The 25,674-nt window shown below is 68.3% G+C and carries 27 protein-coding genes; 17 read left to right on the forward strand and 10 right to left on the reverse strand.

Features of this window, described 5'->3' with window-relative positions; genetic code table 11:
* Positions 1-107 precede the first annotated feature (107 nt).
* A complete protein-coding gene (locus MT490_RS16010; protein ID WP_297389908.1) occupies positions 108-1,676 on the reverse strand; it encodes a sensor histidine kinase in 1,569 nt (522 codons plus the stop codon).
* Between the two features lie 9 nt (positions 1,677-1,685).
* A complete protein-coding gene (locus tag MT490_RS16015; RefSeq protein WP_297389911.1) occupies positions 1,686-1,853 on the reverse strand; it encodes a NepR family anti-sigma factor in 168 nt (55 codons plus the stop codon).
* A gap of 277 nt (positions 1,854-2,130) precedes the next feature.
* Here MT490_RS16015 and MT490_RS16020 point away from each other — a divergent pair, with 277 nt between their 5' ends.
* From MT490_RS16020 to MT490_RS16030, 3 genes are all read left to right on the forward strand, one after another.
* Positions 2,131-2,934, forward strand: coding sequence for a response regulator (locus MT490_RS16020; protein WP_297389914.1), 804 nt, complete (start codon positions 2,131-2,133; stop codon positions 2,932-2,934).
* Positions 2,935-2,994: 60 nt separating this feature from the next.
* A complete protein-coding gene (locus tag MT490_RS16025) occupies positions 2,995-3,132 on the forward strand; it encodes a hypothetical protein (protein WP_297389917.1) in 138 nt (45 codons plus the stop codon).
* 97 nt (positions 3,133-3,229) lie between these two features.
* Positions 3,230-3,886, forward strand: a complete 657-nt coding sequence (locus MT490_RS16030; protein WP_297389920.1) for a sigma-70 family RNA polymerase sigma factor — start codon at positions 3,230-3,232, stop codon at positions 3,884-3,886.
* Between the two features lie 9 nt (positions 3,887-3,895).
* Here MT490_RS16030 and MT490_RS16035 read toward each other — a convergent pair whose 3' ends face one another.
* Entirely contained in the window at positions 3,896-4,075 is a 180-nt protein-coding gene (locus MT490_RS16035; protein ID WP_297389923.1) for a hypothetical protein, read from the reverse strand.
* A gap of 85 nt (positions 4,076-4,160) precedes the next feature.
* On the opposite strand from MT490_RS16035, the gene MT490_RS16040 reads away from it, so the two are divergent.
* From MT490_RS16040 to MT490_RS16055, 4 genes are all read left to right on the forward strand, one after another.
* Complete coding sequence (locus MT490_RS16040; protein WP_297389925.1) at positions 4,161-6,836, forward strand: bifunctional [glutamine synthetase] adenylyltransferase/[glutamine synthetase]-adenylyl-L-tyrosine phosphorylase; 2,676 nt, start codon at positions 4,161-4,163, stop codon at positions 6,834-6,836.
* A 13-nt stretch (positions 6,837-6,849) separates the two neighbouring features.
* Positions 6,850-7,311 carry a peroxiredoxin gene (locus tag MT490_RS16045; RefSeq protein WP_297389928.1) on the forward strand — a complete coding sequence of 154 codons (462 nt, stop codon included), beginning with the start codon at positions 6,850-6,852 and terminating at the stop codon, positions 7,309-7,311.
* Complete coding sequence (locus tag MT490_RS16050; RefSeq protein WP_297389931.1) at positions 7,308-8,105, forward strand: ferritin-like domain-containing protein; 798 nt, start codon at positions 7,308-7,310, stop codon at positions 8,103-8,105. Before MT490_RS16045 ends, MT490_RS16050 begins: the two co-directional genes overlap by 4 nt.
* Positions 8,106-8,226: 121 nt before the next feature.
* Positions 8,227-9,420: a M23 family metallopeptidase gene (locus tag MT490_RS16055; protein WP_297389933.1), complete on the forward strand. Its 1,194-nt coding sequence runs from the start codon at positions 8,227-8,229 to the stop codon at positions 9,418-9,420.
* A gap of 240 nt (positions 9,421-9,660) precedes the next feature.
* On the opposite strand, the gene MT490_RS16060 is transcribed toward MT490_RS16055, so the two are convergent.
* Positions 9,661-10,317, reverse strand: a complete 657-nt coding sequence (locus MT490_RS16060; RefSeq protein WP_297389935.1) for a PilZ domain-containing protein — start codon at positions 10,315-10,317, stop codon at positions 9,661-9,663.
* A 239-nt stretch (positions 10,318-10,556) separates the two neighbouring features.
* Between MT490_RS16060 and erpA the strand changes: the two genes are divergently transcribed.
* From erpA to MT490_RS16075, 3 genes are all read left to right on the forward strand, one after another.
* A complete protein-coding gene (gene erpA / locus MT490_RS16065; RefSeq protein WP_297389938.1) occupies positions 10,557-10,898 on the forward strand; it encodes an iron-sulfur cluster insertion protein ErpA in 342 nt (113 codons plus the stop codon).
* Entirely contained in the window at positions 10,895-11,674 is a 780-nt protein-coding gene (xth, locus tag MT490_RS16070; RefSeq protein ID WP_297389980.1) for an exodeoxyribonuclease III, read from the forward strand. The genes erpA and xth overlap by 4 nt, the downstream gene beginning before the upstream one ends.
* Positions 11,675-11,951: 277 nt before the next feature.
* Complete coding sequence (locus MT490_RS16075) at positions 11,952-12,233, forward strand: hypothetical protein (protein WP_297389940.1); 282 nt, start codon at positions 11,952-11,954, stop codon at positions 12,231-12,233.
* Positions 12,234-12,276: 43 nt separating this feature from the next.
* Here MT490_RS16075 and MT490_RS16080 read toward each other — a convergent pair whose 3' ends face one another.
* A complete protein-coding gene (locus tag MT490_RS16080) occupies positions 12,277-13,428 on the reverse strand; it encodes an N-acetyltransferase (protein WP_297389943.1) in 1,152 nt (383 codons plus the stop codon).
* Between the two features lie 134 nt (positions 13,429-13,562).
* Here MT490_RS16080 and MT490_RS16085 point away from each other — a divergent pair, with 134 nt between their 5' ends.
* Entirely contained in the window at positions 13,563-14,666 is a 1,104-nt protein-coding gene (locus tag MT490_RS16085; protein WP_297389946.1) for a fatty acid desaturase, read from the forward strand.
* A 63-nt stretch (positions 14,667-14,729) separates the two neighbouring features.
* Here the strand turns inward: MT490_RS16085 and MT490_RS16090 are convergent, their stop codons facing one another.
* Genes MT490_RS16090 through lptF form a run of 4 tightly spaced genes read right to left on the reverse strand, consistent with a single transcriptional unit; the run spans position 14,730 to position 17,952 of the window.
* Positions 14,730-15,002, reverse strand: coding sequence for a hypothetical protein (locus MT490_RS16090; protein WP_297389949.1), 273 nt, complete (start codon positions 15,000-15,002; stop codon positions 14,730-14,732).
* Between the two features lie 37 nt (positions 15,003-15,039).
* The gene (locus tag MT490_RS16095) at positions 15,040-15,648 is read right to left on the reverse strand and encodes a DNA-3-methyladenine glycosylase I (protein WP_297389951.1); all 609 of its coding nucleotides are present in this window, start codon (positions 15,646-15,648) and stop codon (positions 15,040-15,042) included.
* Positions 15,649-15,655: 7 nt separating this feature from the next.
* A complete protein-coding gene (gene lptG / locus MT490_RS16100) occupies positions 15,656-16,753 on the reverse strand; it encodes an LPS export ABC transporter permease LptG (RefSeq protein WP_297389953.1) in 1,098 nt (365 codons plus the stop codon).
* On the reverse strand, positions 16,750-17,952 hold the full coding sequence (gene lptF / locus MT490_RS16105; protein WP_297389956.1) for an LPS export ABC transporter permease LptF: 1,203 nt from the start codon (positions 17,950-17,952) through the stop codon (positions 16,750-16,752). Before lptF ends, lptG begins: the two co-directional genes overlap by 4 nt.
* A 160-nt stretch (positions 17,953-18,112) precedes the next feature.
* Here lptF and obgE point away from each other — a divergent pair, with 160 nt between their 5' ends.
* From obgE to MT490_RS16120, 3 genes are all read left to right on the forward strand, one after another.
* The gene (gene obgE, locus MT490_RS16110) at positions 18,113-19,162 is read left to right on the forward strand and encodes a GTPase ObgE (RefSeq protein ID WP_297389958.1); all 1,050 of its coding nucleotides are present in this window, start codon (positions 18,113-18,115) and stop codon (positions 19,160-19,162) included.
* Between the two features lies 1 nt (position 19,163).
* On the forward strand, positions 19,164-20,276 hold the full coding sequence (proB, locus tag MT490_RS16115) for a glutamate 5-kinase (protein ID WP_297389962.1): 1,113 nt from the start codon (positions 19,164-19,166) through the stop codon (positions 20,274-20,276).
* A gap of 148 nt (positions 20,277-20,424) precedes the next feature.
* Positions 20,425-21,330 carry an NAD-dependent epimerase/dehydratase family protein gene (locus MT490_RS16120; RefSeq protein WP_297389965.1) on the forward strand — a complete coding sequence of 302 codons (906 nt, stop codon included), beginning with the start codon at positions 20,425-20,427 and terminating at the stop codon, positions 21,328-21,330.
* 6 nt (positions 21,331-21,336) lie between these two features.
* Here MT490_RS16120 and MT490_RS16125 read toward each other — a convergent pair whose 3' ends face one another.
* Positions 21,337-21,879: a hypothetical protein gene (locus MT490_RS16125; protein ID WP_297389968.1), complete on the reverse strand. Its 543-nt coding sequence runs from the start codon at positions 21,877-21,879 to the stop codon at positions 21,337-21,339.
* A gap of 179 nt (positions 21,880-22,058) precedes the next feature.
* On the opposite strand from MT490_RS16125, the gene MT490_RS16130 reads away from it, so the two are divergent.
* Genes MT490_RS16130 through MT490_RS16140 form a run of 3 tightly spaced genes read left to right on the forward strand, consistent with a single transcriptional unit; the run spans position 22,059 to position 25,600 of the window.
* A complete protein-coding gene (locus tag MT490_RS16130; protein WP_297389971.1) occupies positions 22,059-22,301 on the forward strand; it encodes an acyl carrier protein in 243 nt (80 codons plus the stop codon).
* A gap of 1 nt (position 22,302) precedes the next feature.
* Positions 22,303-23,565 (forward strand): aminotransferase class I/II-fold pyridoxal phosphate-dependent enzyme, encoded by a 1,263-nt coding sequence (locus tag MT490_RS16135; protein ID WP_297389974.1) that lies wholly within the window; start codon positions 22,303-22,305, stop codon positions 23,563-23,565.
* Between the two features lie 52 nt (positions 23,566-23,617).
* Positions 23,618-25,600 (forward strand): ATP-binding protein, encoded by a 1,983-nt coding sequence (locus MT490_RS16140; RefSeq protein WP_297389978.1) that lies wholly within the window; start codon positions 23,618-23,620, stop codon positions 25,598-25,600.
* Positions 25,601-25,674 lie beyond the last annotated feature (74 nt).

The following is a 25,674-nucleotide window of genomic DNA, read 5'->3' on the forward strand; positions in this document are numbered from 1 at the left end:
CATGTCTTGGATAGCGAGAGCGGGGGGGCAAAAGGTCACTATCCGAGGTGCAGAACGTACATTGCGTGCCCGGGTTCCCGCTCTGGCACATTTTTTTTCGAGGGGGTTCAGGGGCGCCCGGTGATCGCGATCGAGGCCTCATAGGCGCCGACCAGGGGGTCGTGGTGGAGCCGGGTGCGGAGCTGGCGCGCGAGGCCCGCGATCACCCGGCCGTAGCGGCTCTCCAGCAGCGCCTCGAGCTCGGCGCTCCCGACCAAGGCGGGCGCGTTGACGCGCAGCGTGGCGCGATCCTCGTCCTCGCCGCCCTTGACCGAGATCCGGACCTGGGTGGTGGGGTTGCAGCTGACCGCCAGCTCGACCAGCTCAGTGATCAGGAAGGCGACTGCGATCGCCACGTCCTGGTTGACCAGCAGCGGCTCGATCTCGAGCGTGATGCCGAGGCCCGCCGCGCGCTCGGGCGCGGTGGCGCGGATGTTGGCGGCGAGCTCGCCGAGCACCGAGCGTAGCTCCAGCCCGCGATTCTCCTCGAGCTCGGCATAATGGTGGCGGTGGACCACCGCGAGCGCGTCGACCCGGCGCTGGATCGAGGCATAGGCCTCGCTCGCCTCGGCGCTCTTCGCGCCGCGCGCGTGGAAATTGATCAGGCTGGAGATGACCTGGAGGTTGTTCTTGACCCGGTGATGGACCTCGCGCGTCAGCCGCGTCTGGCGCACCAGCCCCTCGGCGAGATCGGCTTCGTGGATCTGGACGGTGCGGGTGATCTGCTGGAACGTGTCGCCCAGCTCGCGGATCTCCTGCGCCGGCATGGCGCCGAAGCGCTTCATGTCGAGGACCTCGCCCGGCTGGTACTTGCCGACGCTGGTGCGCAGCCGCCTGAGCGGGCGGATCAGCAGCCGATCGACCACGAACCAGCCGATCGCCGCGGCGGCGATCCACATCAGCACGAGGAGCACGGTGGCGATGATCAGCGGCGACGTGATCGGCGCGCCGGGGACCGACATTTCGAGGGCAAGATCGTCGAGCGACAGGTCGCTGCGCGCGGTCTCGCGGCGCCCCAGCGGGCCCGAGGCGTCGAGATCGCGCAGGACCAGCCGCTCGCCGTCGCGGACGAGGGCGGCGCCGTAATCGGGCACGAAGCCGCTCGGCCGCGCGAGCGCCGAAAGCGCCGACACCGGATACCAGGCGGTCGCGTTCATCCCCAGGGCGCCGCCGATGCGGATGGCCAGCCCGTCGTCGAGGAAGGAGGCGCGCACCTCGGAAGGGCGCAGCGCCGGCGCCGCGGGAAGCGAGAAACGCTGCCCGCACACGATGCGCCCACGCTGGTCGGCGATCGCGAAACGGACATTGCCCTGCGCCGCGAAGCTGCCGGCGAGCTGGGTGCAGCTCGGCGCGTCCTGCGGGTCCTGCTCGAGCGCGGCGAGCGTGCGGCTCATCTGGCTCACCTGGTTGCTCAGCGCGTTCTCGACGATGCCCGAGCTCTCGTCGGCGATCGCGTGGAGCCGCGCGCGCGCCTCGGTATCGGCGGACTGGGTCGTTCGGATGGTGGTGAACAGGGCGATCAGCGCGAGCGGGAGCAGGGCGCCGACCAGGATCAGGAAGACTTTGGCACCCGTCGGCATGCGCGCCAGCGCCGCCGCGGGACCCCTCGCGTGCGGTTCCAGGTCGGTGCTGTCCATAGAATCTGGCTAGTCGAGCTTCTTCAGCAGGTCGAGCAAATCATCGGGCACTGCTTCGCGAACGGCTTCGTCATAGGCCTGGCGCAGCGCGTCGCCCACGCTGCGGCCGGGTTTGCGGCTCTCCGTTCCGCCTCTTGGCTTGGGCGGCCTGTTCGTCTCATCCTTAGCGGAACGCACCAATTCCCCCCGTGAGGACCCGAGCTGTCCGGGACCCGGACTGTGAAGCACGCATGAGCATCCTATGCCCGATTAACGCCATGACGCCGGAGCGCAAGCGCTCGTGGCGCACGGCGCGCCACATGGACTGGCCGATGAAACCAAATAGCGCGTCGATTGTTCCACAGGCGATGCGAAATCCAGGGAGGGGCTCCCTTCGGACAGCAGAAACGATTGCAATGGAAACGTCGGGGCGCGAGAAATGCGGCCCGCGCTTTCGAAGGAGAGAAGTTCCCTTATGTCGCTTGGTCAGCAACTCGCGCCGCATCTTCCTCTGCTTCGCCGCTACGCGCGCGCACTCACCGGCAGCCAGGCCGAAGGCGACCGCTATGTACGCGCGGCGCTCGAGGCGATCGTGGCGGCGCCCGACCAGTTTCCGCGCGAAGTCGATCCGCGACTGGGGCTCTATCGCACCTTCCAGGCGATCTGGCAGTCGACTCACCTCGAAGAGGACGACATCGTCGCGGACACGTCCAACCCGGCCGAGACGATCGCGCGCAAGCGGCTCGCGCGGCTCACGCCGCTGTCGCGCCAGGCGCTGCTGCTGACCACGGTCGAGGGCTTCAGCATCGAGGATGCCGGTTATCTGATCGAGGAGGAGCCGGGCCAGGTCTCCGCGCTCGTCGCCGAGGCGGTCGCCGAGATCGAGCGCCAGACGCGCACCCGCGTGATGATCATCGAGGACGAGCCGCTGATCGCGATGGACCTCGAGCAGATCGTCCGCGACCTGGGCCATGAGGTCACCGGCGTCGCGGTCACGCGCGATGAGGCGGTGGCGCTGGCGATGGAGGACCGTCCGGGCCTCGTCCTCGCCGACATCCAGCTCGCCGACGACAGCTCGGGCATCGACGCGGTCAAGGACATCCTCGCCGAATTCAGCCTGCCGGTGATCTTCATCACCGCCTTCCCCGAGCGGCTGCTGACCGGCGAGCGCCCCGAGCCGACCTTCCTGATCACCAAGCCCTTCCAGCGCGAGACGGTGAAGACGACGATCAGCCAGGCATTGTTCTTCGACCAAGCCACGGTGCCCGCCACGGCGTGAAAAACCGGCGCGGGTTCCACACGATACGGACCCAAAACGGTTCTGACGGGTTGAGAGGGCATGGCTGAGAACGACGAACCCATCCATATCTCCACCGATCGCGCCCGCGCCGGCACCACACCGCACATGACGCGCTACGTGCTGGGCTTCGGCCTGGCGCTGGTGATCATCGTCTTCGCCTTCCTCCTCTGGTCCTGAACCCTTCGGACCGTCGCCGAAAAGGCTGGCAATCGCGCCTGCGCCGCCTATCTCCAATCAGCGCCGCACAGCGGCACGCGAAACTGAACGGGATCGAATGACTGAGTCCGAACTGCCCGACGATCGCGAGGACGCGGCAGCCGAGCCGCCGCGCGAGCACGTTGCGCTATCCGATCCCGAGTTCAAGAAGCAGCTCGCGACCGTGATCCCGCATTTGCGCGCGTTCGGCCGCTCGCTCTCGGGCAGCCGCGACCTTGCCGACGATCTGGTGCAGGAGACCTTGCTCAAGGCCTGGGCGGCGCGCCAGCGCTTCCAGGCGGGCACCAACATGCGCGCATGGACCTTCATCATCCTGCGCAACCTCTATCTCTCGCAGATGCGCCGCGCGCGCTTCAAGGGCGAGTGGGACGATCTGGTCGCCGACCGGCTGCTGGCGGCGCCCGCGAGCCAGGACCGGCATGTCGAACTGAACGACATGCAGCGCGCCTTGCTGCACCTGCCGCAGCCGCAGCGCGAGGCGTTGATCCTCGTCGGTGCGGGCGGATTCGCCTATGAGGAGGCGGCCGAGATCTGCAACGTCGCGGTCGGCACGATCAAGAGCCGCGTCGCCCGCGGCCGCGTCGCGCTCGAGGCGCTGCTGACCGAAGGGCAATTGCCGTCGCGGCGCGAGAGCCTGCCCAATCCCGGCGGCAAGAGCGCGCTCGACACGATCATGGGCGAAGTCGACGATCTCAGCCGCGAGCGCCACGAATAGCCTCGCGCCTCAATGCGCGACGATCCGGTTGAGGCGGCGGAGCAGCGCCACCATGTCGCCGGGCAGTCCCGCCTCGCGATCGAAGGCGTCGCGCAGCGACAGCGCGATCGCGTCGCTGGCGCGGGGCCGCTCGACGCGATAAGCGCGGGGAGGTGCCTCGGGGGCTGAGCAGGATGACGTGCGGGTCACGATATAAAAACGCCTCGGATTCACATTTGTTGCTTGACTCTGCCAAATGTGTTGTCCCTGCCGCGCTTCGGCAAGGGGTTTCCGGATGAATTCCCGGGACTTGCAGCGCGCCGTTGATCGTGCCCGATCGCATGCGCCCTTCCTCGCGATGCTGCTCGATCGCGAGTCGCAGCTGGTCGAGAAGCTGGAACCGGCGCTCGATGATCCGCTGAAAGCTGCGCGTGCACTTGGCGAGGAAATGCCCGAGTCGCGGAGGTTGCGGCTCGAGCGGCGGCGGCTGGCGCTGCTGGTCGCGCTGGGCGACCTGGCGGGGCGCTTCGATCTGACGCGCGTCACGCGGTTGCTCAGCGACTTCGCCGACGACGCCCTCGACCGCGCCATCCGCACCGCGATCCGCGAGCGGACGCCCGACGCCGAGCCGCAGGGTTTCGCCGCGATCGCGCTCGGCAAGCTCGGCAGCCACGAGCTCAATTACTCGTCGGACATCGACCCTATCCTGATCTTCGATCCTCTGACATTGCCCTGCCGCCCGCGCGAAGTGCCCGAGGAAGCGGCGGTGCGGATCGGCCGGCGGGTGATCGAGCTTCTCCAGGCGCGCGATGCCGACGGCTATGTGATGCGCGTCGACCTGCGGCTGCGTCCCTCGCCCGAGGTCACGCCGATCGCGCTGCCGGTGAACGCGGCGATCTCCTATTACGAATCGCAGGCGCTGCCCTGGGAGCGCGCCGCCTTCATCCGCGCGCGCGCCTGTGCGGGCGACCTGGCGCTGGGCGAGCGCTTCCTCGCCGCGATCCGCCCGTTCGTCTGGCGCCGCGCGGTCGATTACGGGACGATCCGCGAGATCCGCGACATCTCGCGCCGGATCCGCGACCATTATGCCCAGGCGCAGGCGTTCGGCCCGGGCTACGACCTCAAGCGCGGGCGCGGCGGAATCCGCGAGGTCGAGTTCTTCGCGCAGATCCACCAGCTCATCCATGGCGGCCGCGATCCTGCGCTACGGGCACCAGCGACGCGCGACGCGCTGGCGGCACTGGCGGCGGATGGGCGGATCGACGCGCAAGACGCGGCGGCGCTCGCCGCGGCCTATACCGAGCTGCGCACGGTCGAGCACCGGCTGCAGATGGTCGACGATCTCCAGACGCACACATTGCCCGCCGGGCAGGCGCAGCTCGACAATGTCGCTGCGCTGCACGGGCTGGCGGACGGCGCGGCGCTGATCTCGCGGCTGCGGCCGCATGTCGAGCGCGCGGGGACCGTCTACGATTCGCTGGCAGGTGAGGAGGAGCCGCGGCTTCCCTCCGATCCCGAGACGTTGGAGGCGCGGCTGCGCACGGCGGGGTTCGACCATCCGGGCGGCGCGCTGCGCATCGTCGAGGGGTGGCGCGGAGGCGGCTATCCGGCGTTGCGCTCGCCCCAGGCGCGCGAGGCGCTCGAAGCGCTGCTGCCCGGGCTGATCGACGCGTTCGCTGAGGCGCCCGACAGCACGCACGCGATCACGCGCTTCGACGCGATGCTCTCGCGGCTGCCGAGCGCGATCAACTTCTTCCGGCTGCTCGAGGCGCAGCCCGGGCTTCGCCAGCTGATGAGCGCGATCCTGTGCCATGCGCCGACGCTCGCCGAGCAGCTCGGGCGGCGCGCGGAGCTGCTCGACGGGCTGATCGACGCGAGCGCGCTCGAGCCCGTGGCCGAATTGCCCCTGCTGATCGAGGCGATGGCGGCGCGCGAGCGCGGGGCGGACTATCAGTGGCAGCTCGAACATGTCCGGCGGCTGGTCGGCGAGAAGCGCTTCGCGCTCGGCGCGCAGATCGTCGCGGGGGCGAGCGATCCGCTCGAGGTGTCGGCCGGCTATGCGCGGATAGCCGAGGCGGCGATCGAAGTGCTCGCCGCGGCGACGGTCGAGGAGTTCACCCGGGCGCACGGGCGCGTGCCGGACAGCGAATTGGTGATCCTCGCGCTCGGGCGGATGGGCGGGCAGGCGCTCACCCACGCTTCGGACCTCGACCTGATCTATCTGTTCACTGGCGACTATTCCGCCGAATCCGACGGGGCGAAGCCGCTGGGGGCGGTGACTTACTACAACCGGCTGGCGCAGCGCGTGACGGCGGCGCTGTCGGTCGCGACCGCGGCGGGGCCGCTCTACGACGTCGATACGCGGCTGCGGCCGTCGGGCGCGCAGGGTCCGCTCTCGGTGTCGCTCGACGGCTTCGCGCGCTACCAGCGCGAGGACGCCTGGACATGGGAGCATATGGCGCTGACCCGGGCGCGGCCGGTGTTCGGATCGGCGCAGGCGCGGGCGGCGGTGCAGGAAATCGTCGACGACGTACTGCACGGCGCGCGGCCCGAGCGCGACATCCTTGCCGATGCGGTGAAGATGCGCGCGGACATGGCGGCGCACAAGCCACCGGCAGGGCCGCTCGACGCGAAATTGCTCCCCGGCGGGCTCGTCGACCTCGAATTCGCGGTGCACGTGCTCCAGCTGCGCCACAAGACCGCCTTCACCCCCCGATTGCGCGAGGCGATCCGGCTGCTGGCGGGGCAGGGGCTGCTCTCGGAGACGATGGTCGGCGCCCATGCGCTGCTCTCGCGGTTGCTGGTGACGCTGCGGCTGGTCGCCCCCGACGCGCAGCCGCCCGGGGAGACGACCCAGGCGCTGATCGCGCGGGCGGTGGGCCTGGGTTCGTGGGAGGAGGTGGTTGCCTCGCTCGAGCGGACCCGGCAGGAGGTGGCCGATTGCTGGGCGGAGGTCCGCGCCGGCGCCTGAGCGGAGACCGAGGATGATCGAACCGGGCGATGCGCTCCCCGCAGTGGAGCTGGAGGGCCCCGAAGGCCGGATCGCGCTGGCCAGGCAAGGCGGGCCGCTCCTCCTCTATTTCTATCCCAAGGACGACACGGCCGGCTGCACGCGCGAGGCGCAGGACTTCTCCGCGCTGCTGCCCGACTTCGCGGCGCTCGGCGTGGAACTTCTCGGCGTCTCGAAGGACAGTGCCGCAAAGCACAGGAAGTTCTCGGAAAAATACAGCCTGACCGTGCCGCTCGCGACCGATGACGGGAGCGTTATGGAAGCCTTTGGCGTGTGGGTCGAGAAGCAGCTCTACGGGCGGCGCTACATGGGCGTGGACCGCTCGACCTTCCTGTTCGATGGCGAGGGCAAGCTGTTCCGCGCGTGGCGCAAGGTGCGCGTGCCGGGGCATGCCGAGGCGGTGCTCGCGGCGGCGCGGGAGATGTTGGGCAAGTGAGCCGCAGCGTCGCCGAAGCGGCGCGGGCGGTGCTCGACGCCGCGGAGCCGCTCGCCAAGGTCAAGGCGGCGCGGGCGGCGGCGCGCGACTGGCGGCTGGGACGGCTCGACCATCGCTTCGACGTGGCGATGCCCGATCGGCCGGCCCGGCCGGCGCGGCCCGAACTGTTGCCGCCCAACCAGATGCCCAAGCGCGGCAAGGGCGGATCGGAGCGCGGGCGCGTCGCGCTGATCCACGCACTGGCGCATATCGAGTTCGCCGCGATCGACCTCGCCTTCGACGCCGTGGGCAGGTTCGGCGGGCAATTCGCGCGCGGCTTCACCGATGACTGGATGCAGGTCGGCGCCGACGAAGCGATGCATTTCGCATTGCTCGACCGTCGCCTCCGCCAGCTCGGCAGCCACTATGGCGCGATGCCCGCGCATGACGGATTGTGGGACGCGGCTGCCGCCACGGCGCACGACGCACTCGCGCGGCTGGCGGTGGTGCCGATGGTGCTCGAGGCACGCGGACTCGACGTAACCCCTTCCACGATCGAGCGATTCCAAGCAGTGGGTGATACTGCCACGGCGAAGATCCTGACCCGGATCCTGACCGACGAAGTGATCCATGTCCGGGCCGGTACGCGGTGGTTCGAATCAGCCTGTGCTGAACAAAATATTAACCCCGAAACCACCTGGCAGAGGCTGGTTAGCACCTATTTCCGGGGGCTGATTAAACCTCCGTTCAACGACTCGGCGCGCGACTCAGCCGGTCTGACGCGTGGTTACTACCAAGCGCTTGCGGTCCCCTGATTTCTCTGGCCAAAACCCGATGCGTCCAGACGCGGAGGGGCTGCAGCTGGAACTTTGGGATTTTTGTAAGCCGATCACCGGGTCGCATCGGTGCGCGCTTGCCTTGGACCGCCGGGGACTCATGGCTAACGTTTCGAACGACAAGAATGCGAACCTGGGCAAGCGGTTCCGCGATTTTTTCACTACCCGCGATTTTATTTTCCATGACGGCCGCGATCTGCGCCGTTTCAGCATCGCCGGCCGCACCCAGGCGCTGCTCGCCGGGGTCGCGACGGTCACCGTCCTCTTCTCGGGCTATGGCGTGTCGCAGGCGATGGCCGGCGCGATCGCCGTCAGCGGCGTGAGCGCGGCGGTCCCGGGTTCGCCCGAGGCACAGGTCGCCCAGATGCGCGCGCAGGTCGCCAAGATGCAGGCCGAAGTCGCCGCCGCCAAGGAAGCCGCCCGGCTGCAGGCCGCCCGCGTCGAGCAGCGCCAGGCGCTGATCTCCGCGGTGCTCTCGGGCAAGGGCGATGCCGTCGCGCTCGACGCCGCGCTCGCCGAGACCGCGACGGAGACCAGCGCCGTCGCCAACGAGATGCTCGCGCCGCTGCGCGAGGTCGAGCAGCGCCAGGCCGCCCTCGCCGGCAAGGCGATCGTCGCGGGCGAGGCGCGCTATCAGCAGACCGCCAGCCATTTCCGCCGCCTCGGCCTCGCCCCCGAACGCTTTGTCCGCGTGAGCGGCGCGATGGGCGGCCCCTATGAGCCGATGGACGACAATAACGACACCGTGGCGGGTTCGGATTCGGCCGAGAGCGCCGATGCGCAGTTCCGCGCGCTGTTCCTGACCTGGAAGAAGCTCGACGCGCTCGAGCAGACGGTGATCTCGATCCCGTCGATGCAGCCGGTCGACAAGATGCTCTTCACTTCGAGCTTCGGCGTCCGCTCGGATCCGTTCCGCGGCACCGCGGCGATGCACGCCGGCGTCGACATCCCCGGCACGATCGGCACGCCGATCTACGCGACCGCCGACGGCGTGATCAGCCATGCCGGCCGCCAGGGCGGCTACGGCAACCTCGTCCAGATCAACCATGGCCGCGGCATCGAGACGCGCTACGGCCACCTCTCGAAAATCCTGGTCGCCGACAACACCCGCGTCCGCCGCGGGCAGATGATCGGCTTGATGGGCTCGACCGGCCGTTCGACCGGCAGCCACCTCCATTATGAAGTCCGCGTCGACGGGAAGGCGGTCAATCCGATCCCGTTCCTGCAGAGCGGCGAATATCTGACCGCGGTCCAGAACCGCGCGCAGGGCGGCGTCGGCGGCCCCGCGAAGTAAGAGGCAGGAGAGGAGTGCCGGGGCTATGACCCCGGCACCGGCTCCGATACATCCCAGGACGTATCGACCTTCAAATCCTCCCCCGTCAGGGGGAGGTGGCGCCGAAGGCGTCGGAGGGGGAGGTTAGCAGCGCCCTCTCCAACCGAGCGCAATGATTCCGCCCCCTCCGTCAGCCTGCGGCTGACACCTCCCCCTGGCGGGGGAGGATAAAGTCCTCGCTCGCCGGAATGGCGATACGCCCTAAAAGATCGGCTTGCGCAGCAGGCGTTCGCGCAGATCCTGCATCGCTACGTCCTGCGCCGCGGCAGCGCGGTCCTCCGCCGCCAGCACCGTGCCGAGATGCGCCAGCACCTGGCTGGCCCGGTCGAGATTCTGCAGCACCCGCGAATGCCGCTGGAGCATCACCGGGTCCTCGACCAGTTCCTCGCCCAGCGCGTCGATCAGGCGCTGGACGTAGACGATCTCTTCCGAGATGCGCTGCTCGAGTTCGCCCGGGCGCAATGCCTTGGCCGCAGCGAGCCCCGGTTCCGGCGGAAGCGCGGAGCCGGCGCGGACGGCGGTCTGGATCGCGTCCACCCGCGCCTGGCCCCGCTGGCCGTTGAACGACGCCGCGCGCTTGCCCGTGACCCATTCGTCGACCGAGGCGGCGATATTGTCGAACCGGATCCCGCAGCGTCCAGCCTCGCGCCAGACGACGATCGCGGCGACCTGGATGTCGGCGCGGAGCAGCATGACCGGGGCGCCCGCCTCGGGAAGCACCGCGCCGTCGAGCATCGCCCCGCTTTCGGAGAGGTTTCGGATGCGCACCGGCGCGCGCATCCCGGCCGATTCGATCGAAGCGGCCAGCATCAGATTCTTCCGCGGCATCCGCTCGCGCTGTGCGGGGAGGCCGGTCATGGTGTGGTGCCGCCCGCAGCAATGCCGGGCGGGCGGGCGCGATTGCGCCGCCGAAGCGCCGCCGGTTGCCCGCCGCTTGTGGTTACCCTTGCATCCATATTTCCATTGTATCACGCCTGACGCGGCAAGCATCTCTCGCAGAATGAAAATCTCGGCTCAGCTCGCGCGCCGGGGTCATGCGATGTCCACAACGGCCGTGACGCATTGCCACCGCGGCGCCGCGCCCCTATCTCGGCGGCATGGCGACGATCACCCAGCCTGACATCGCGCTTACCCCGGCCGCGGCCGCGCGGGTAGCGGCGATCGCGGCGAAGCAGGGCAAGCCCGCGATCCTGCGGCTCTCGGTCGAGGGCGGCGGGTGCTCGGGCTTCCAGTACAAGTTCGGCTTTGCCGACGCAGTCGAGGGCGACGACACCGTCGCCGAGGTCGACGGGGTGCGGCTGGTGGTGGATTCGATCAGCCTCGATCTCGTCCGCGGGGCGCAGGTCGATTTCGTCGACTCGCTCGGCGGCGCGCATTTCAACGTCAGCAATCCCAACGCGGCCTCGGGCTGCGGCTGCGGCACCAGCTTCTCGGTCTGACCTTGCCCAAGATCGTCACGTACAACGTCAACGGGATCAAGGCGCGCATGGAGCGCCTGCTCGAATATCTCGACGAGCAGAAGCCCGATTTGGTGTGCCTCCAGGAGCTCAAGGGCGCCGACGAGACGCTGCCTGTCGGCGAGATCGAGAAGGCGGGTTACGGTGCCGTCTGGCATGGGCAGAAGGGTTTCAACGGCGTCGCGGTGCTCGCGCGCGGGCAACAGCCGGTCGAGCGCCAGCGCGGGCTCGCGGGCGATCCCGAGGATGCGCACAGCCGCTATGTCGAGGTCGAGGTCGGCGATCTGGTGATCGCCTCGATCTATCTGCCCAACGGCAATCCGCAGCCGGGACCCAAGTTCGACTACAAGCTCAAATGGATGGAGCGGCTGGCGGATCGCGCCCGCGCGCTGCTCGCCGAGGAACGGCCGGTGGTGCTGGCAGGCGACTATAACGTCATCCCCAATGACGACGACACCTTCTCGGTGCGCGCGATGGCGACCGACGCATTGATGCAGCCCGAATCGCGTCAGCGCTATCGCGGCCTGCTCGCGCAGGGCTGGACCGACGCGCTCAGGACGCGCTTCCCGGCCGGCGGGATCTGGACCTTCTGGGACTATCAGGCCGGCTGCTGGCAGCGCGACGCGGGGTTCCGCATCGACCATCTGCTGCTGAGCCCCCAGGCCGCCGACCGGCTCGTGGGGGCAGGCGTCGACAAGGACTATCGCGGCCGCGAGCGCGCGAGCGACCACGCCCCGACCTGGGTGACCTTGCGCTGAGGCGCTGACCCTCCCCGCACGAACACGAGTTGCCGCTACGGAATCGGACAGTCGCGACCGATTCCGGACACCGGCCATTGTCCCTTTCCGGACACTGGCGGGCGCCATCCGCCAAATTTTGGCGTGTATTGCTGTATTATAGCAGTGACTTTGAAACGTAACACAGTCAAGTCATTGAAATTCCACATCTCTGGAAACTGGCACGGGCGATGCAATGCTTATGGCGCAGGCGAAACGAGGGAGCGCCTGGTGTCTGAAAGTAAAGGAGTCAGGGATAATGTTCAGCAATCGCACCACCGGCCGCCGCATCTCGAGCGCTGCCGCCGCCATCGTCGCCGCCGCTGTCCTCGTCGCGGGCGCCACCGCGCCGGCCTATGCCGCGGACCCGACCAGCGACACGCCGGCCAAGTCTTCCGCAAAGGCGAGCAAGGAGCGGCGCTACTGCGTCAAGCCGCAGACGACCACCGGCACGATCTTCAACGCCAAGACCTGCATGACCCGCGAGCAGTGGATCGCCAAGACCGGGGTCGATCCCGCCGCCGCCGCCGAGCAGAAGTAACCGGAGGCCCGCGGCGGACGGATGTGCCGCCGCGGGCTCGCCCTCAGATCGGCTTCTGGTAGATCACATATTCGCGGTTTACCCGGCTCTCGATCGTGTCCGCGATGGCGATCATTCCCTGATTGTCCTCGAGGATCCAGCCGATCTCGCCGCGGCTCGCGCCATAATTGGGAACCGCGGCGCGGCGGATATATTCGATCATCATGAAGGCGAGCTGGCTCGCCATCCGCGAGCTCTGCAGCTTCTTGACCACGCCCATCAGCGGCACGCGCATCGTGCGGGCCTTGGGCTTGCGCAGCCATAGCAGGAGCTTCGCCCAGCCGAAGGGGAGGAGCGAGCCCTTGAGCGGCTTCAGCGGCTCGTTGAGGTCGGGCAGGGTGATCATGAAGGCCACCGGCTCGCCGTCGAGCTCGGCGATCATGATCAGATCCTCGAAGACGAGCGGCTTGAGCTTCTTGCCGACATCGTCGATCTCGGGCTGGGTCAGCGGCACGAAGCCCCAATTGTCCGACCATGCATCGTTGAGGATCGCGAGGATGACCGCGGCCTCCTCGTCGAAGCGCGACTTGTCGACGTTGCGGATGCGGATACGCGCATTCTTCTCGCCCGCGGCGACGATGCGCTGCACGAGCGGCGGGAATTGCTGCGTGATGTCGAGCTCATAGGTCACCAGCTTCTTGGCGGGGGCATAGCCCTGCGCCTCGATCCAGCCCTGATAACGCGCGGGATGGTGCCCCATCAGCACCGTCGGCGAATGGTCGTGGCCCTTGACCAGCAGGCCGGGCTCTTCCCAGATCGACAGGCTGACCGGGCCGAGTGCGCGGGTCATGCCCTTGTCGCGCAGCCACGCCTCGGCCTGCGCGATCAGCGCGACGGCGGTCTCCTCGTCCTCGGCATCGAAGAATCCCCAGAAGCCAGTGCCGGGGCCGAAGCCCTGCTCGGGCGGCATCTCGAGCGCGAGGCGGTCGATATGCGCGGAGATGCGGCCGACGGGCTTGCCGTCGCGCTCGGCGAGGAACAATTGCGCCTCGGCATGGCTGAACCAGCCATTCTTCGCCGGGCTTATCGTCGCCTTCACTTCGTCGCGCAGCGGGGCGACCCAATGGGGATCGTCGCCGTTCAGGCGATAGGCGAGCTCGACGAATGCGTTGATGTCCGCCTTGGACGTGACGGGGCGGACGACGGGTGCGGGCATGAACGGGCGCCTTTGACAGAGATGCGCCGAAGTCCCGCCAGAGGCCCATGCTTGTCAAGCGGAACCTGCTGCGTCGCGGCATCCCCCTGTTGCTGCCCCGTTCTAGCCACTATCTACGGGCAATGGACGTACCTATGAACCCTTCTATCGCACTGGATTTGCGCGAGGCGGCGGCACCGGCCGCGCCGACAGCGCGCGCCGCGGCGGGGCGCATCGCCGACGACAAGGCGATGCTCCGCGCCGCCGCCGAGATTGCGCGCGACCTGCACAAGCCTAACCGGGCCATCTTCTGGACCGACATGCTGGCTTCGGCCGCGATCGGCTATGGCGCGCTGGCGGCGACGATCCTGGCGCCGTCGACCGGCTGGGCGCTGCTCGCCGCGGCGGTGGCGGTGCTCGCTCTCTATCGCGCCCTGCTCTTCATCCACGAGATCAGCCATTTGAAGCACAGCAACCTGCCGGGCTTCCGGCTGGTGTGGAACACGCTGGTCGGCGTGCCGCTGATGGTGCCGTCCTTCATGTACGAGGGTGTTCACAACCTCCATCATGCCCGCACCCGCTACGGCACGGTCGAGGACCCCGAATATCTGCCGCTGGCGCTGATGAAGCCCTGGACGCTGCCGCTGTTCGTGCTCGTCTCCGCGCTGGCACCGATCGGGCTGCTGCTGCGCTACGCGGTGCTTTCGCCGTTGTCGCTGGCGGTGCCGCCGCTGCGCCGCATCGTGCGCGAGCGCTATTCGGGGCTTGTGATCAATCCCGCCTTCCGCCGTCGACCAGCCGAGGGCGCCGACCGCACGCGCTGGCTGGCGCAGGAAGTCGCGACGAGCGTCTGGGCGATCGCGCTGATCGCGTTGACCGCCACTGGCGTGATCCCGCTGGGCGCCTTCCTGATCTTCCTCGGGGTGATCAGCGCGGTCACGGTGATCAACCAGATTCGCACTCTGGTCGCGCATCTATGGGAGAATGAAGGCGAGGCGATGACCGTCACCGCCCAGTATCTCGACAGCGTCAACGTGCCGCCGCCGGGGTTGCTGCCCGCGCTCTGGGCGCCGGTAGGCCTGCGCTATCACGCGCTGCACCATCTGCTGCCGAGCGTGCCCTATCACAATCTGGGGATTGCGCATCGCCGCCTGACCGCGATGCTCGAGCCGGACTCGCCCTATCACAAGGCGAGCTACAAGGGCCTGCCGGGGCTGGTCGGCCAGCTGGCGCGGAGCACGATGGGCGCGCGGCGCTAGGCTCGACGCATCGGTAAAGCGATAGCGGGCCGGCCCTTCGCGGGGCCGGCCCGTTTCGTTTGACTAGAGGCAATCGCCGGTGGTGCAGACGATGCCCAGTATCGGATAGGGCCAGGTGACGATGGCGATCGTCAGCCAGATGCCTGCGCCCGCGACTTTCACAAGATCGGACCAGCGAGCGGTAGCGATGCCCGACAAGCCTGTTGCCGCTGCGATCGCGAGCGCGAGCAGGTCGAATCCGCTCCAGTGCGGACGGATCAGATGCGCCCAAAGCAGGAGCACCAGCGGAGGGCCGAGCACCGTGATGAACAACGAATGGAGGGTGGAGATCACCATGCAAGACTAGCGGGATACCGAACGCGCGCAACGGTGCTTAGATAGGCACCTTGAACGCCCTCCGCGCCTCCGCCGCCTGCTCTCGCACGACGCAGCCTTCAGCATGATCGTTGATCAAGCCCATGGCCTGCATGAAGGCATAGACCGTGGTCGGGCCGACAAAGGCCCAGCCCCGCTTCTTGAGGTCCTTCGACAGGGCGATCGACGTGACCGAAGTCGAGGCGGTCTGCGGGGGTGCCAGTTCCTCGGGCCGGGGCTCGAAACGCCAGATATAGGCGGCGAACGGACCCTCCTGCTTCACGAGCTCCTGCAGCCGCTTCGCGTTGTTGACGACGGCGGCGATCTTGCCGCGATGGCGGACGATGCCCGCGTCGCCGAGCAGGCGCTCCACGTCCGCATCGGTGAAGGTCGCGACCCGGTCGAAATCAAAGCCGTGAAAGGCGGCGCGGAAATTCTCGCGCTTGGCGAGGATCGTGCGCCAGCTCAGGCCCGACTGGAAGCCTTCGAGGCAGAGCTTCTCGAACAGCCGGCGATCGTCGCCGACCGGGAAGCCCCATTCGCGGTCGTGATAGGGCAGGAACTCGGGCGCCGCCGCGCACCAGCGGCAGCGGGGTTGTCCGTCCGGGCCGGGGATCGTCGCGCTCATGAAAGGGCTATTCTTCGGTCCTGAGCAGTACCGCTTCCCCGATCATCAGAAACAGCAGGAACGGCGCCCAGGCGGCGAGGAAGGGCGGATAGGCGCCTAGATTGCCCATCGCCAGCGCGAAATTGTCCGCGACGAAATAGAGGAAGCCGAGCGCCATGCCGATCACGGCCCGCACGAACAGCTTGCCCGAGCGCGCGATTCCGAAGGCCGCGACCGCGCCGAGCAGCGGCATCAGCACCGACGAGAGCGGTCCCGAAAGCTTGTGCCACAGCGATCCCTCGAGCGCCTTGGTCGGGCGGCCGGCGACCGTGAGATCGTCGATCACTTCGCGCAGCGCAGTGAAGGACAGCCCGTCGGCGTTGATGTGGCTGAGCGTGAACTGGTCGGGGCGCACGCCGTCGGCGATGCGGAGCGGCTGAAGCGGGGTCAGCTTGCCCGCCGCGACATCGAAGCGCTGCACCCCGTCGACCTTCCAGCCCTCGCCGTCGCGCACGCCGTGCCGGGCGGTGAGGATCGAGCGGAGCGACTGGCCGGAGCGCTCGTAGACGGAAATGTCGTAGAGTTGCGCCGCGTCGCCGCGGCCGCGGATCTGGCCGACGACGATCAGGTCGTCGCCGTCCTTTACCCAGACGTTCGATCGGTCGCCGCGATCGACGGGGAGGGGGCCGTAATCGACCTTCTTCCATTGCTCGAGCGTGGCGGTGGCGCGGCTGACGATGCGTTCGTTGAAGGCGAAGGAGAGCGCGGCGACGCCCAATGCGGCGACGATCAGCGGCGCGAGCACCTGGTGCGCCGAGAGTCCCGACGCCTTCATCGCGATCACTTCGCTGTTCTGGTTGAGCTGCGACAGCGCGAGGATCGTGCCGAGCAGCACCGAGAAGGGCAGGAAGCGCGCGATGATCTCCGGCGTGCGCAGCCCGACATAGCGCCAGACCTCGGCTTCGCCATTGCCCTCGAAGGCGAGGATGCGTCCGGATTCGCTGAGCAGGTCGAGCGCCTGGAGCACGAGCACCAACGCCGCCAGGATGGCGAAGGTGCGCACGAGGAACATCCGCCCCATGTAGAGCGACATGGTGCGCGACGGGAAGAAGTTGAGCGGGCTCATGCCGGGATCTCGGTCGTCTTGCGGCGGCGGCCGGGCAGGCGCTTGCGGATCGCCCGCCACGCCTTGGCAAAGGCCTTTTCAAGGCCCCCGATCGGCTGGCCGCCAGGGACATAGGCGACGGTGCGGTACATCCAGATCACCAGCCCCGCGAAGATCGCGAACGGCACCCACAGGGCGATGATCGGATCGACCCGGCCGAGGCTGCCGAACGACTGCCCGTATTCGTTCACCTTGTGATAGGTGACGATCATCACGATCGACAGGAACACGCCCAGCGCCGAGGTCGATCGCTTCGGTGGGATGCCGAGCGCGACGGCGAGCATCGGCAGCAGGAACATCGACACGACTTCGGCGAGGCGGAAGTGGAACGCGGCGCGGCTGGTGGCGCGCTGCGTCTGGGTCGCGGCGTCGTTGCGGCCGATCACCGCGAGCTCGGGAAGCGTCAGCTCGAGATTCTTGTCGCCGCGCGCGCGGAACTGCTCATATTTGGGCAGCGGGATCGGCAGGTTGTGCGTGTCGAAGGTGAGCACGCGCGGGACCGCAGAGCCTTGGGCGGTGTGGACGAGCGTGCCCTTGGTCAGCCGGAAGATGATCGTGTCGGGATCGTCGGAGCGAAGGAACTGGCCCTTCTCGGCGGTCACCGCCAGCGGCCCGTCGCGCGTGGTCATGCGGACGAAGATGCCCGAAAGGTCACGCCCCTCGTTGGCGCTTCCCTCGATCCGGAGGGTCATCCGGCTGCCGAAGCTGGTGAACTCGCCGACCTTGATCGACGCGCCGAGCGCGCCCGAGCGGAGCTCGAAGCGGAGCTGCTCGTAATTGTAGCGCGCCCAGGGCTGGACGAAGCCGACGATCGTCAGGTTGAGCAGCGCCAGCGCGATCGCGTATATATAGGGCACGCGCAGCAGCCGCGTATAGCCGATCCCCACCGCGCGCAGCACGTCGAGCTCGGACGAGGTGGCGAGGCGGCGGAAGGCGAGCAGGCAGCCGAGCATCAGCCCGATCGGGATGCCGAGCCCGAGATATTCGGGAAGCAGATTGGCGAGCATCCGCCAGACGACGCTGACGGGTCCGCCCTCGGTCGCGACGAAGTCGAACAGCCGCAGCATGCGATCGAGCACGAGCAGCATCGCCGAGATCAGCAGCGTCGAGATCAGCGGAACCGCGATCAGCCGCGCCATGTAGCGATCGATCGAATTCATGCGGGGTCGCCGGTCGCCTTGTCCTGTTCGCCGACGCGAAGCGCGCCGCTCGGCTGCCAAAGGAAGAGCCTATACTCCCGGTTCGGCTATGCGCCACCCCGAAACGACGGATGGCCCGTCATGGGGTGACGGATCGGCGCCAGCGTCTATATGACGGCCCATGCATTTTCTGGATCAGGCGAAGATTTTCGTGCGCTCGGGCGCCGGCGGCCCCGGCGCGGTGAGCTTCCGGCGCGAGAAGTTCATCGAATATGGCGGCCCCGACGGCGGCAATGGCGGCAAGGGCGGCGACATCGTGTTCGAGGCGGTGGCCGGCCTCAACACGCTGATCGACTTCCGCTACACCCAGCATTTCCGCGCGCCGCGCGGGCAGGGCGGCTCGGGCTCGAACAGGACCGGGGGTGGCGGCGACGATCTGGTGATCAAGGTGCCGGTGGGCACCCAGATCCTTGCCGACGACGACGAGCGGACGCTGCTCGCGGACCTCACCAAGGTGGGCGAGCGCATCGTCTTCCTGCGCGGTGGCGACGGCGGGCGCGGCAATGCCAGCTACAAGACATCGACCAACCGCGCCCCGCGCCAGCACGGCACCGGCTGGCCGAGCGACGAGGCCTGGGTGTGGCTGCGCCTGAAGCTGCTCGCCGACGCGGGGCTGGTCGGGCTGCCCAACGCCGGCAAGTCGACCTTCATCAATGCGGTCACCAATGCGCAGGCCAAGGTCGGCGCCTATGCCTTCACCACCACGCGGCCGCAGCTCGGCGTGGTGCGCCACAAGCAACGCGAGTTCGTGGTCGCCGACATTCCTGGGCTGATCGAGGGTGCCGCCGAGGGCGCGGGGATCGGCGACCGTTTCCTCGGGCATATCGAACGCTGCCGGGTGCTGCTCCATTTGGTGGATGCGAACGACGAGGACGTGGCGGAAAGCTACCGCATCGTCCGCGACGAGCTTGAGAATTACGGCGCCGGGCTCACCGACAAGCAGGTGATCGTCGCGCTCAACAAGATCGACACGCTCGACGACGAACTGATCGCGGCGCTCTCGGCCGAACTCGAGGAAGCCAGCGGCGCGGAAGTGATCCCGATCTCGGGCGCGAGCGGCGTCGGCGTCGACTGGGTGCTCGACAAGTTGCTCGAGGCGATCGGGCCGGAGCCCGGCGCGGTGAGCGACGACGACGATGGCGAGGACGCGATCGAGTGGTCGCCGGTTTGAGATGAGCACGGCACTTTTTCCGCCCGCATCCTGCCCGCGCATCGTCGTCAAGATCGGCTCGGCGCTGCTCGTCGACCCTGAAGGCGGCGTGCGGCGTGCGTGGCTGGAGGGGATCGCGGCGGATATCGCCGAACGCGCGCGTGCGGGGCAGCAGGTCGCGGTGGTCTCGTCCGGCGCGATCGCGCTGGGTGCGCGGCGGCTGGGGCTGGCCAAGGGCGGACGCGCGAGTCTCGAGGATGCACAGGCGGCTGCGGCTACCGGGCAGATCGCGTTGAGCCAGGTCTGGGCCGAGACGCTGGGGGCCAACGGCCTCACCGCGGCGCAGATGCTGGTGACGCTCGACGATCTCGAGGACCGGCGGCGCTATCTCAACGCCGCGGCGACGCTCGACCGGCTGCTCGGGCTCGGCGTGGTGCCGGTGCTCAACGAGAATGACAGCGTCGCGACCGAGGAGATCCGCTTCGGCGACAATGACCGGCTCGCGGCGCGCGTCGCGCAGGCGGCGGGGGCGCAGGGAGTGGTGCTGCTCTCCGACGTCGACGGGCTGTACGATCGCAACCCTGCTCTGCCGGGCGCGCAGCATATCGCGCGGGTTGAGCGGATCGACGCCGTGATCGAGGCGATGGCCGACAAGGGCTCGGCTTCGGGCATGGGATCGGGCGGGATGGTCTCCAAGATCCAGGCTGCACGGATCGCCAATGCCGCGGGCGCGCATCTCGCCATCGCCTCGGGGCGGGTCGAGCGTCCGCTTTCGGGGGATGCGAAGCACACGCTGTTCGTCGCCGAGAAGGCGGCGCCGGCACGCAAGGCGTGGCTGGCGGGCGGGCTGACCGCGCGGGGGACGATCCATGTCGATGCGGGCGCGGCAAAGGCGCTTGCGGGCGGCAAGAGCCTGCTTGCCGCGGGCGCGACGCGAGTCGAGGGCGCGTTCGCGCGGGGCGACCTGGTGGTGATAGCGGGCCCCGACGGGCGGCCGCTCGCGCGCGGGCTCGCCGAATATCCGCGCGACGACGCGGCGCGATTGGTCGGGCGGCGTAGCGAGGAGCATGCCGAGATCCTCGGCTATGCCCCGCGATCGGCGCTGGTGCACCGTAGCCACATGGCGCTGCTGTGATGTGGTGCTCATCTGAAACCGTTCGTGCTGAGCTTGTCGAAGCACCGCCCCCCTTGTGGGCAGAAACAGGACTGCCCCCTTCGACGCCGCCTGCGGCGTCGCTCAGGACAGGCTTCGACAAGCTCAGGGCGAACGGAGGTTGGTGCTGATGGCCACGCTCGCGATCACCGGCGGCACCGGCTTCGTCGGATCGCGGCTGATCGCGCTCGCCACCGCGGCGGGGCATCAGGTGCGCGCGCTGACCCGGCGCGAGCAGGCAGCGCGGGCGCATATCGACTGGATCGCCGGCGATCTGGGCAATTTGGCGGCGCTTGCCCAACTCTGCGAAGGCGCCGATGCGGTGATCCATGTCGCGGGCGTGGTCAACGCGCCCGATCGCGCCGGCTTTGCCGAGGGCAATATCGAGGGCACGCGCAACATGCTGGCGGCCACCGAGGGCGCAGGCGTGCAGCGCTTCGTCCATGTCTCGTCGCTTGCCGCGCGCGAGCCGGGCATGTCGGACTATGGTTGGTCCAAGGCCGAGGCCGAGCAACTTGCCGCCGACTCGCTGCTCGACACCGCGATCGTGCGGCCCCCGGCGATCTATGGCCCGGGCGACATGGAGATGCTCGAGCTGTTCAAGCTCGCCAGGAAGGGCATCGCGCTGCTGCCGCCTGGGGGACGGCTCTCGGTGATCGAGGTCGGCGATCTCGGACGGCTGCTGCTCGCGCTGGCGACTGGCGGTAACGGCGGCCGCTCCTATGATTGCGACGATGGCCGAGAGAATGGCTGGAGCCACAAGGAATTCGCCCAGGCGATCGGCACCGCCACCGGCAAGCGGGTCGCCGCGCTCGCGCTGCCGCGGCCGCTGATGATGGCGGGCGCGCATCTCGACCGGCTGGTGCGTGGGCCCGGCGCCAAGCTCACGCCCGACCGGGTCGCCTATTTCTGCCACGAGGATTGGGTGATCGATCCCGCGCGCCGGCCGCCCGCCGATCTATGGGCCCCGACGGTCGAGACGCAGGCCGGGCTCGCCGCGACTGCCGCCTGGTATCGCGAGCAGGGACTGCTCTAGCCGCGGCTATCGGTGCGGAACCCCGGTCTTTCGAGTGACCGGCACATGCTTCCAGACATATTGCCACTTGCCGGTCTTCGGATTGAAGCAGTCGAGCCGCGGGACGGTTGCCTTGCCTTTCGTGCCGGCCATGGTCCATTGGGTCTGCCGGCACTGGAAAGGCCCCACCGGCGCCGTGCCGATCAGCGTGAACGAGCCCTTGTAGCCGCGGCCGTCCCAGGTCTCGATCTGGCCGGGCTTCATCTCGCCGATGAACTTGTTCAATGCCGCGCCCGCCAGCTCGGGGCGGTAGCGCTCGATCCGATGATAGAGCTCGGGCATGCCCATCACCTTATGATCGGTGGCGAATTCGATATAGGCGTCGAGCGCGGCGCTATATTCGGCGCTCAGCGTGATCTGGTGGATGTCGGTGCTGTCGTTGACCGGCCAGAGCATCGCCGAGGGATAGCCGGCTGGCGGGCCGTCATTCCGCCACGTTCGCTGCGCGGCGGCCGGGTTCGCCACTCCCGCCAGCGCGATGCCCGCTACGATCGCGGCGGTTCTGATCACGTCATTCTCCCTCACCTTGCGCACGCCTAGATTGGCGCCGAAGCGGGCGGCGTGGACAAGGCAGGCTCGGCGAAAGCCGCTTCCGGATCGACGAGCATGTATTTCCAATGCCCCGCGAGCGGCCCGTTTCCGCCGCATTCGCTTGGCACTGCCCTGCGGTGCCGTTAAGGGACCCGCCCATGACCGAACGCTCTGAAATCTTCGAAACCGTCGCCGCCCAGATCGAGCCCTTCAACAAGAAGGGCGTGACGCTGACCGAGACCACCACCTTCGCCGGCGATCTCGAATGGGACAGCCTGACCGTGATGGATTTCGTCGCCGCGATCGAGGACGAGTTCGACATCATCATCACGATGAACATGCAGGCCGAGATCGAGAGTGTCGGCCAGCTCGTCGACGCGGTGCAGAAGCTGAAGGGCTGACATGACCGACGCGATCCAGACCGCCGACGCGCTTCCCGAGAATCCCGAGCCCGTCGCGCCCGAGCGCGACCTGATGTCCAAGTTCGACGGGTTGATCGCCGAGCGCCAGGCACTGCTCGACAGCGGCGTCACCGATCCCTTTGCGATCGTGATGGACGAAGTGAAGTCGCCCACCGAAGCGGTGATCAAGGGCAAGGACACGATCCTGCTCGGCACCTACAACTATATGGGCATGACCTTCGACCCGGACGTGATCCAGGCCGGCAAGGACGCGCTCGACCAGTTCGGCTCGGGCACCAACGGCAGCCGCATGCTCAACGGCACCTTCCGCGACCATATGGAAGTCGAGGAGGCGCTGCGCGAATTCTACGGCGTCTCGGGCGCGATCGTCTTCTCGACCGGCTACATGGCCAATCTCGGCATGATCTCGACGCTGGCGGGGAAGGGCGAGTACGTCATCCTCGACGCCGACAGCCACGCCTCGATCTATGACGGCTGCAAGCAGGGCTATGCCGAGATCGTCCGCTTCCGCCACAACGACATCGAGGACCTCGACAAAAGGCTCGGCCGGCTTCCCAAGGAAGCGGGCAAGCTGGTCGTGCTCGAGGGCGTCTATTCGATGCTCGGCGACATCGCGCCGCTCAAGGAGATGGTCGCGGTCGCCAAGAAGCATGGCGCGATGGTGCTGAGCGACGAGGCGCATTCGATGGGCTTTTTCGGGCCCAATGGTCGAGGCGTTTACGAGGCGCAGGGCTGCGAGGGCGATGTCGATTTCATCGTCGGCACCTTCTCCAAGTCGGTGGGGACGGTCGGCGGGTTCTGCGTGTCCAATCATCCCAAGTTCGAGGCGATTCGGCTGGCGTGCCGGCCGTACATCTTTACCGCGTCGCTGCCGCCCTCGGTGGTCGCCACCGCGGCCGCGTCGATCCGCAAGCTCCGCCACGCGCACAACAAGCGCCAGCATCTCTGGGAAAATGCCCGCACGCTGCACGGCGGGCTCAAGCAAATGGGCTTCCGCCTCGGCACCGAGACCCCGGACAGCGCGATCATCGCGGTGATCCTCGAGGACCAGGCACAGGCGGTGACGATGTGGCAGGCGCTGCTCGACGGAGGTCTCTACGTCAACATGGCCCGCCCGCCCGCGACGCCGGCCGGAACCTACCTGCTCCGCTGCTCGCTTTGCGCCGAGCATACGGCCGAGCAGGTTGGACGAATCCTGGAAATGTTCCGTACTGCGGGCCGAAGCGTTGGTGTGATAAGCTGAGCCGAGTCGTTTAGCTTTCCACCGGAGGCCCGTCGTCCCTAGATTCAATCTTATGAGTGAGGGGCAAGGCATAGCGCTGGAGCAGGTTCGTCGCGTGACGAACTGGCGCATCCTCGTGCTCGGCCTGCTCGCGCTGCTCGGGCTGGGCGTGCTCGTCGCGATCATCATCCTCCAGCAGCGCACGGACCAGGAGCGCGACCGCGCCGTCGCGCTCCAACAGCATACCTACGAAGTCGTGATCCGCGCCAACCAGCTGTCGGGCGAGATCTCCGCCGCCGAAGCCGCGCTGGGGCGCTATGTGGTGAGCGCCGACCGGACGCTGGGCCAGCAATATTCGGCGCATTGGGCGCGCGCCAACGAACAGCTCATCCGGCTGCAGCAGCTCACGCGCGACAGCGCGCGCCAGCAGGCGCAGATCGCGCAGTTGCGGCGCGCCTTCGACGCGCGCGGCAACGAGCTGAGCGAGACCGCGCTCTATTCGACCTACAAGCGCCACAACGACGCGTGGGGTAGCTATTATCGCGTGCGGCAGAGCCCTGCGCGCCAGGCAGTGGAGACTCTGCTCACGCGGATCGTCGATTCCGAACGCGTGCTGCTGCGCGACCGTACGCGCGCCGCGGGCGATCTGATCGACAATTCGAGCTTCGCCTCGCGGATCCTGACCGCGTTCGGCATGATGATCGTCGTCGGCGCGGTGCTGCTCGGCTGGCTGGCGATCGCGGCCGAGGGCGAGCGGGCGGCCGCCGATGCCGAGGCGACCGCGCAGCGCGAGCGCGCGGCGGAGCTCCAGCTGGCGGTGGATACGGCCACGGCGGAGCTCCGCGCCGAGGCGCACGAGCGCGCGCAGGCCGAAGCGAAGCTGCGCCAGGTCCAGAAGATGGAGGCGGTCGGGCAGCTCACCGGCGGCATCGCGCACGACTTCAACAACATGTTGGCGGTGGTGCTGGGCGGGCTCGAGCTCGCCAAGCGGCACCTGCATACCGGAGGCCCCGACGCACAGCAGCATATCGAGAACGCGATGGAGGGCGCCAACCGCGCCGCGGCGCTTACCCGGCGCCTGCTCGCTTTCTCGCGTTCCGAGCCGCTGCTCCCCGAGCCGGTCGAGGCGGGCGGGCTGATCGCGGGCATGTCCGACCTGCTCGATCGTACGCTGGGCGACACGATCAAGGTCAAGACCCAGGACGCGGGCACGGGATGGACCGTGTGGGTCGACCGCCACCAGCTCGAGAACGCGCTGCTCAACCTCGCGGTCAACGCCCGCGACGCGATGGAAGGGCGGGGGACGCTGACGATCACGACGGGCGGCAAGACGCTTGTCGAGAACGAGATCGGCGAGTGCCCGGCGGGCGACTATGTCATGATCACCGTGGCCGACACCGGCTGCGGCATGACCCCCGAGGTGCTCGACCGCGTGTTCGAGCCGTTCTTCACCACCAAGCCGGTTGGCAAGGGGACGGGGCTGGGGCTCAGCCAGATCTTCGGCTTCGTGCGACAATCCGGGGGCGAGATCGCGATCGACACCAAGCCCGGCAGCGGCACCAGCGTCATGGTCTATCTGCCGCGCCATATCGGCGAGGCGGCGACCGCCGCCGCGACTGTGGAAGCGCCGGTGCCCCAGGCACCCGTCGCGGAGGAGAGCGCACCCATCCGGAGCCTCGACATCCTGGTGGTGGAGGATGATCCGCGCGTGCTGGGGGCGACGGTGGGCGCGCTACAGGAGCTCGGCCACCGCGTGACCTCGTGCACCGATCCGCTGGCGGCACCCGCCGCGATCGCCGGCATGGCGACGCTGGACCTCATCATCTCGGACGTGCTGATGCCGGGGCAGACAGGCCCGGAGATGATCGCCGGACTCGGCGATCGGCTGGAGGGCGTCGCGGTGCTGTTCGTGACCGGGTTCGCCGGCGAGGCCGAGGCGGACATGTTCGGCGGGCGCGGCGTGCTGCGCAAGCCGTTCACCATGGCCTCGCTTGCGCGCGCGGTCAGCGAAGCGGTCGATTTCGAGGCGCGCCGCGCCGCCCAGCAGGCGGCGTAGGGTCGGGGCGATTGATACTCATATTCCCCTCCCTGAAAGGGAGGGGCAAGGGGTGGGTTTTGAAGCGGCCGGGG

The sequence above is a fragment of the Sphingomonas sp. genome (genome assembly GCF_026460985.1).
Lineage (GTDB): Bacteria > Pseudomonadota > Alphaproteobacteria > Sphingomonadales > Sphingomonadaceae > Sphingomonas.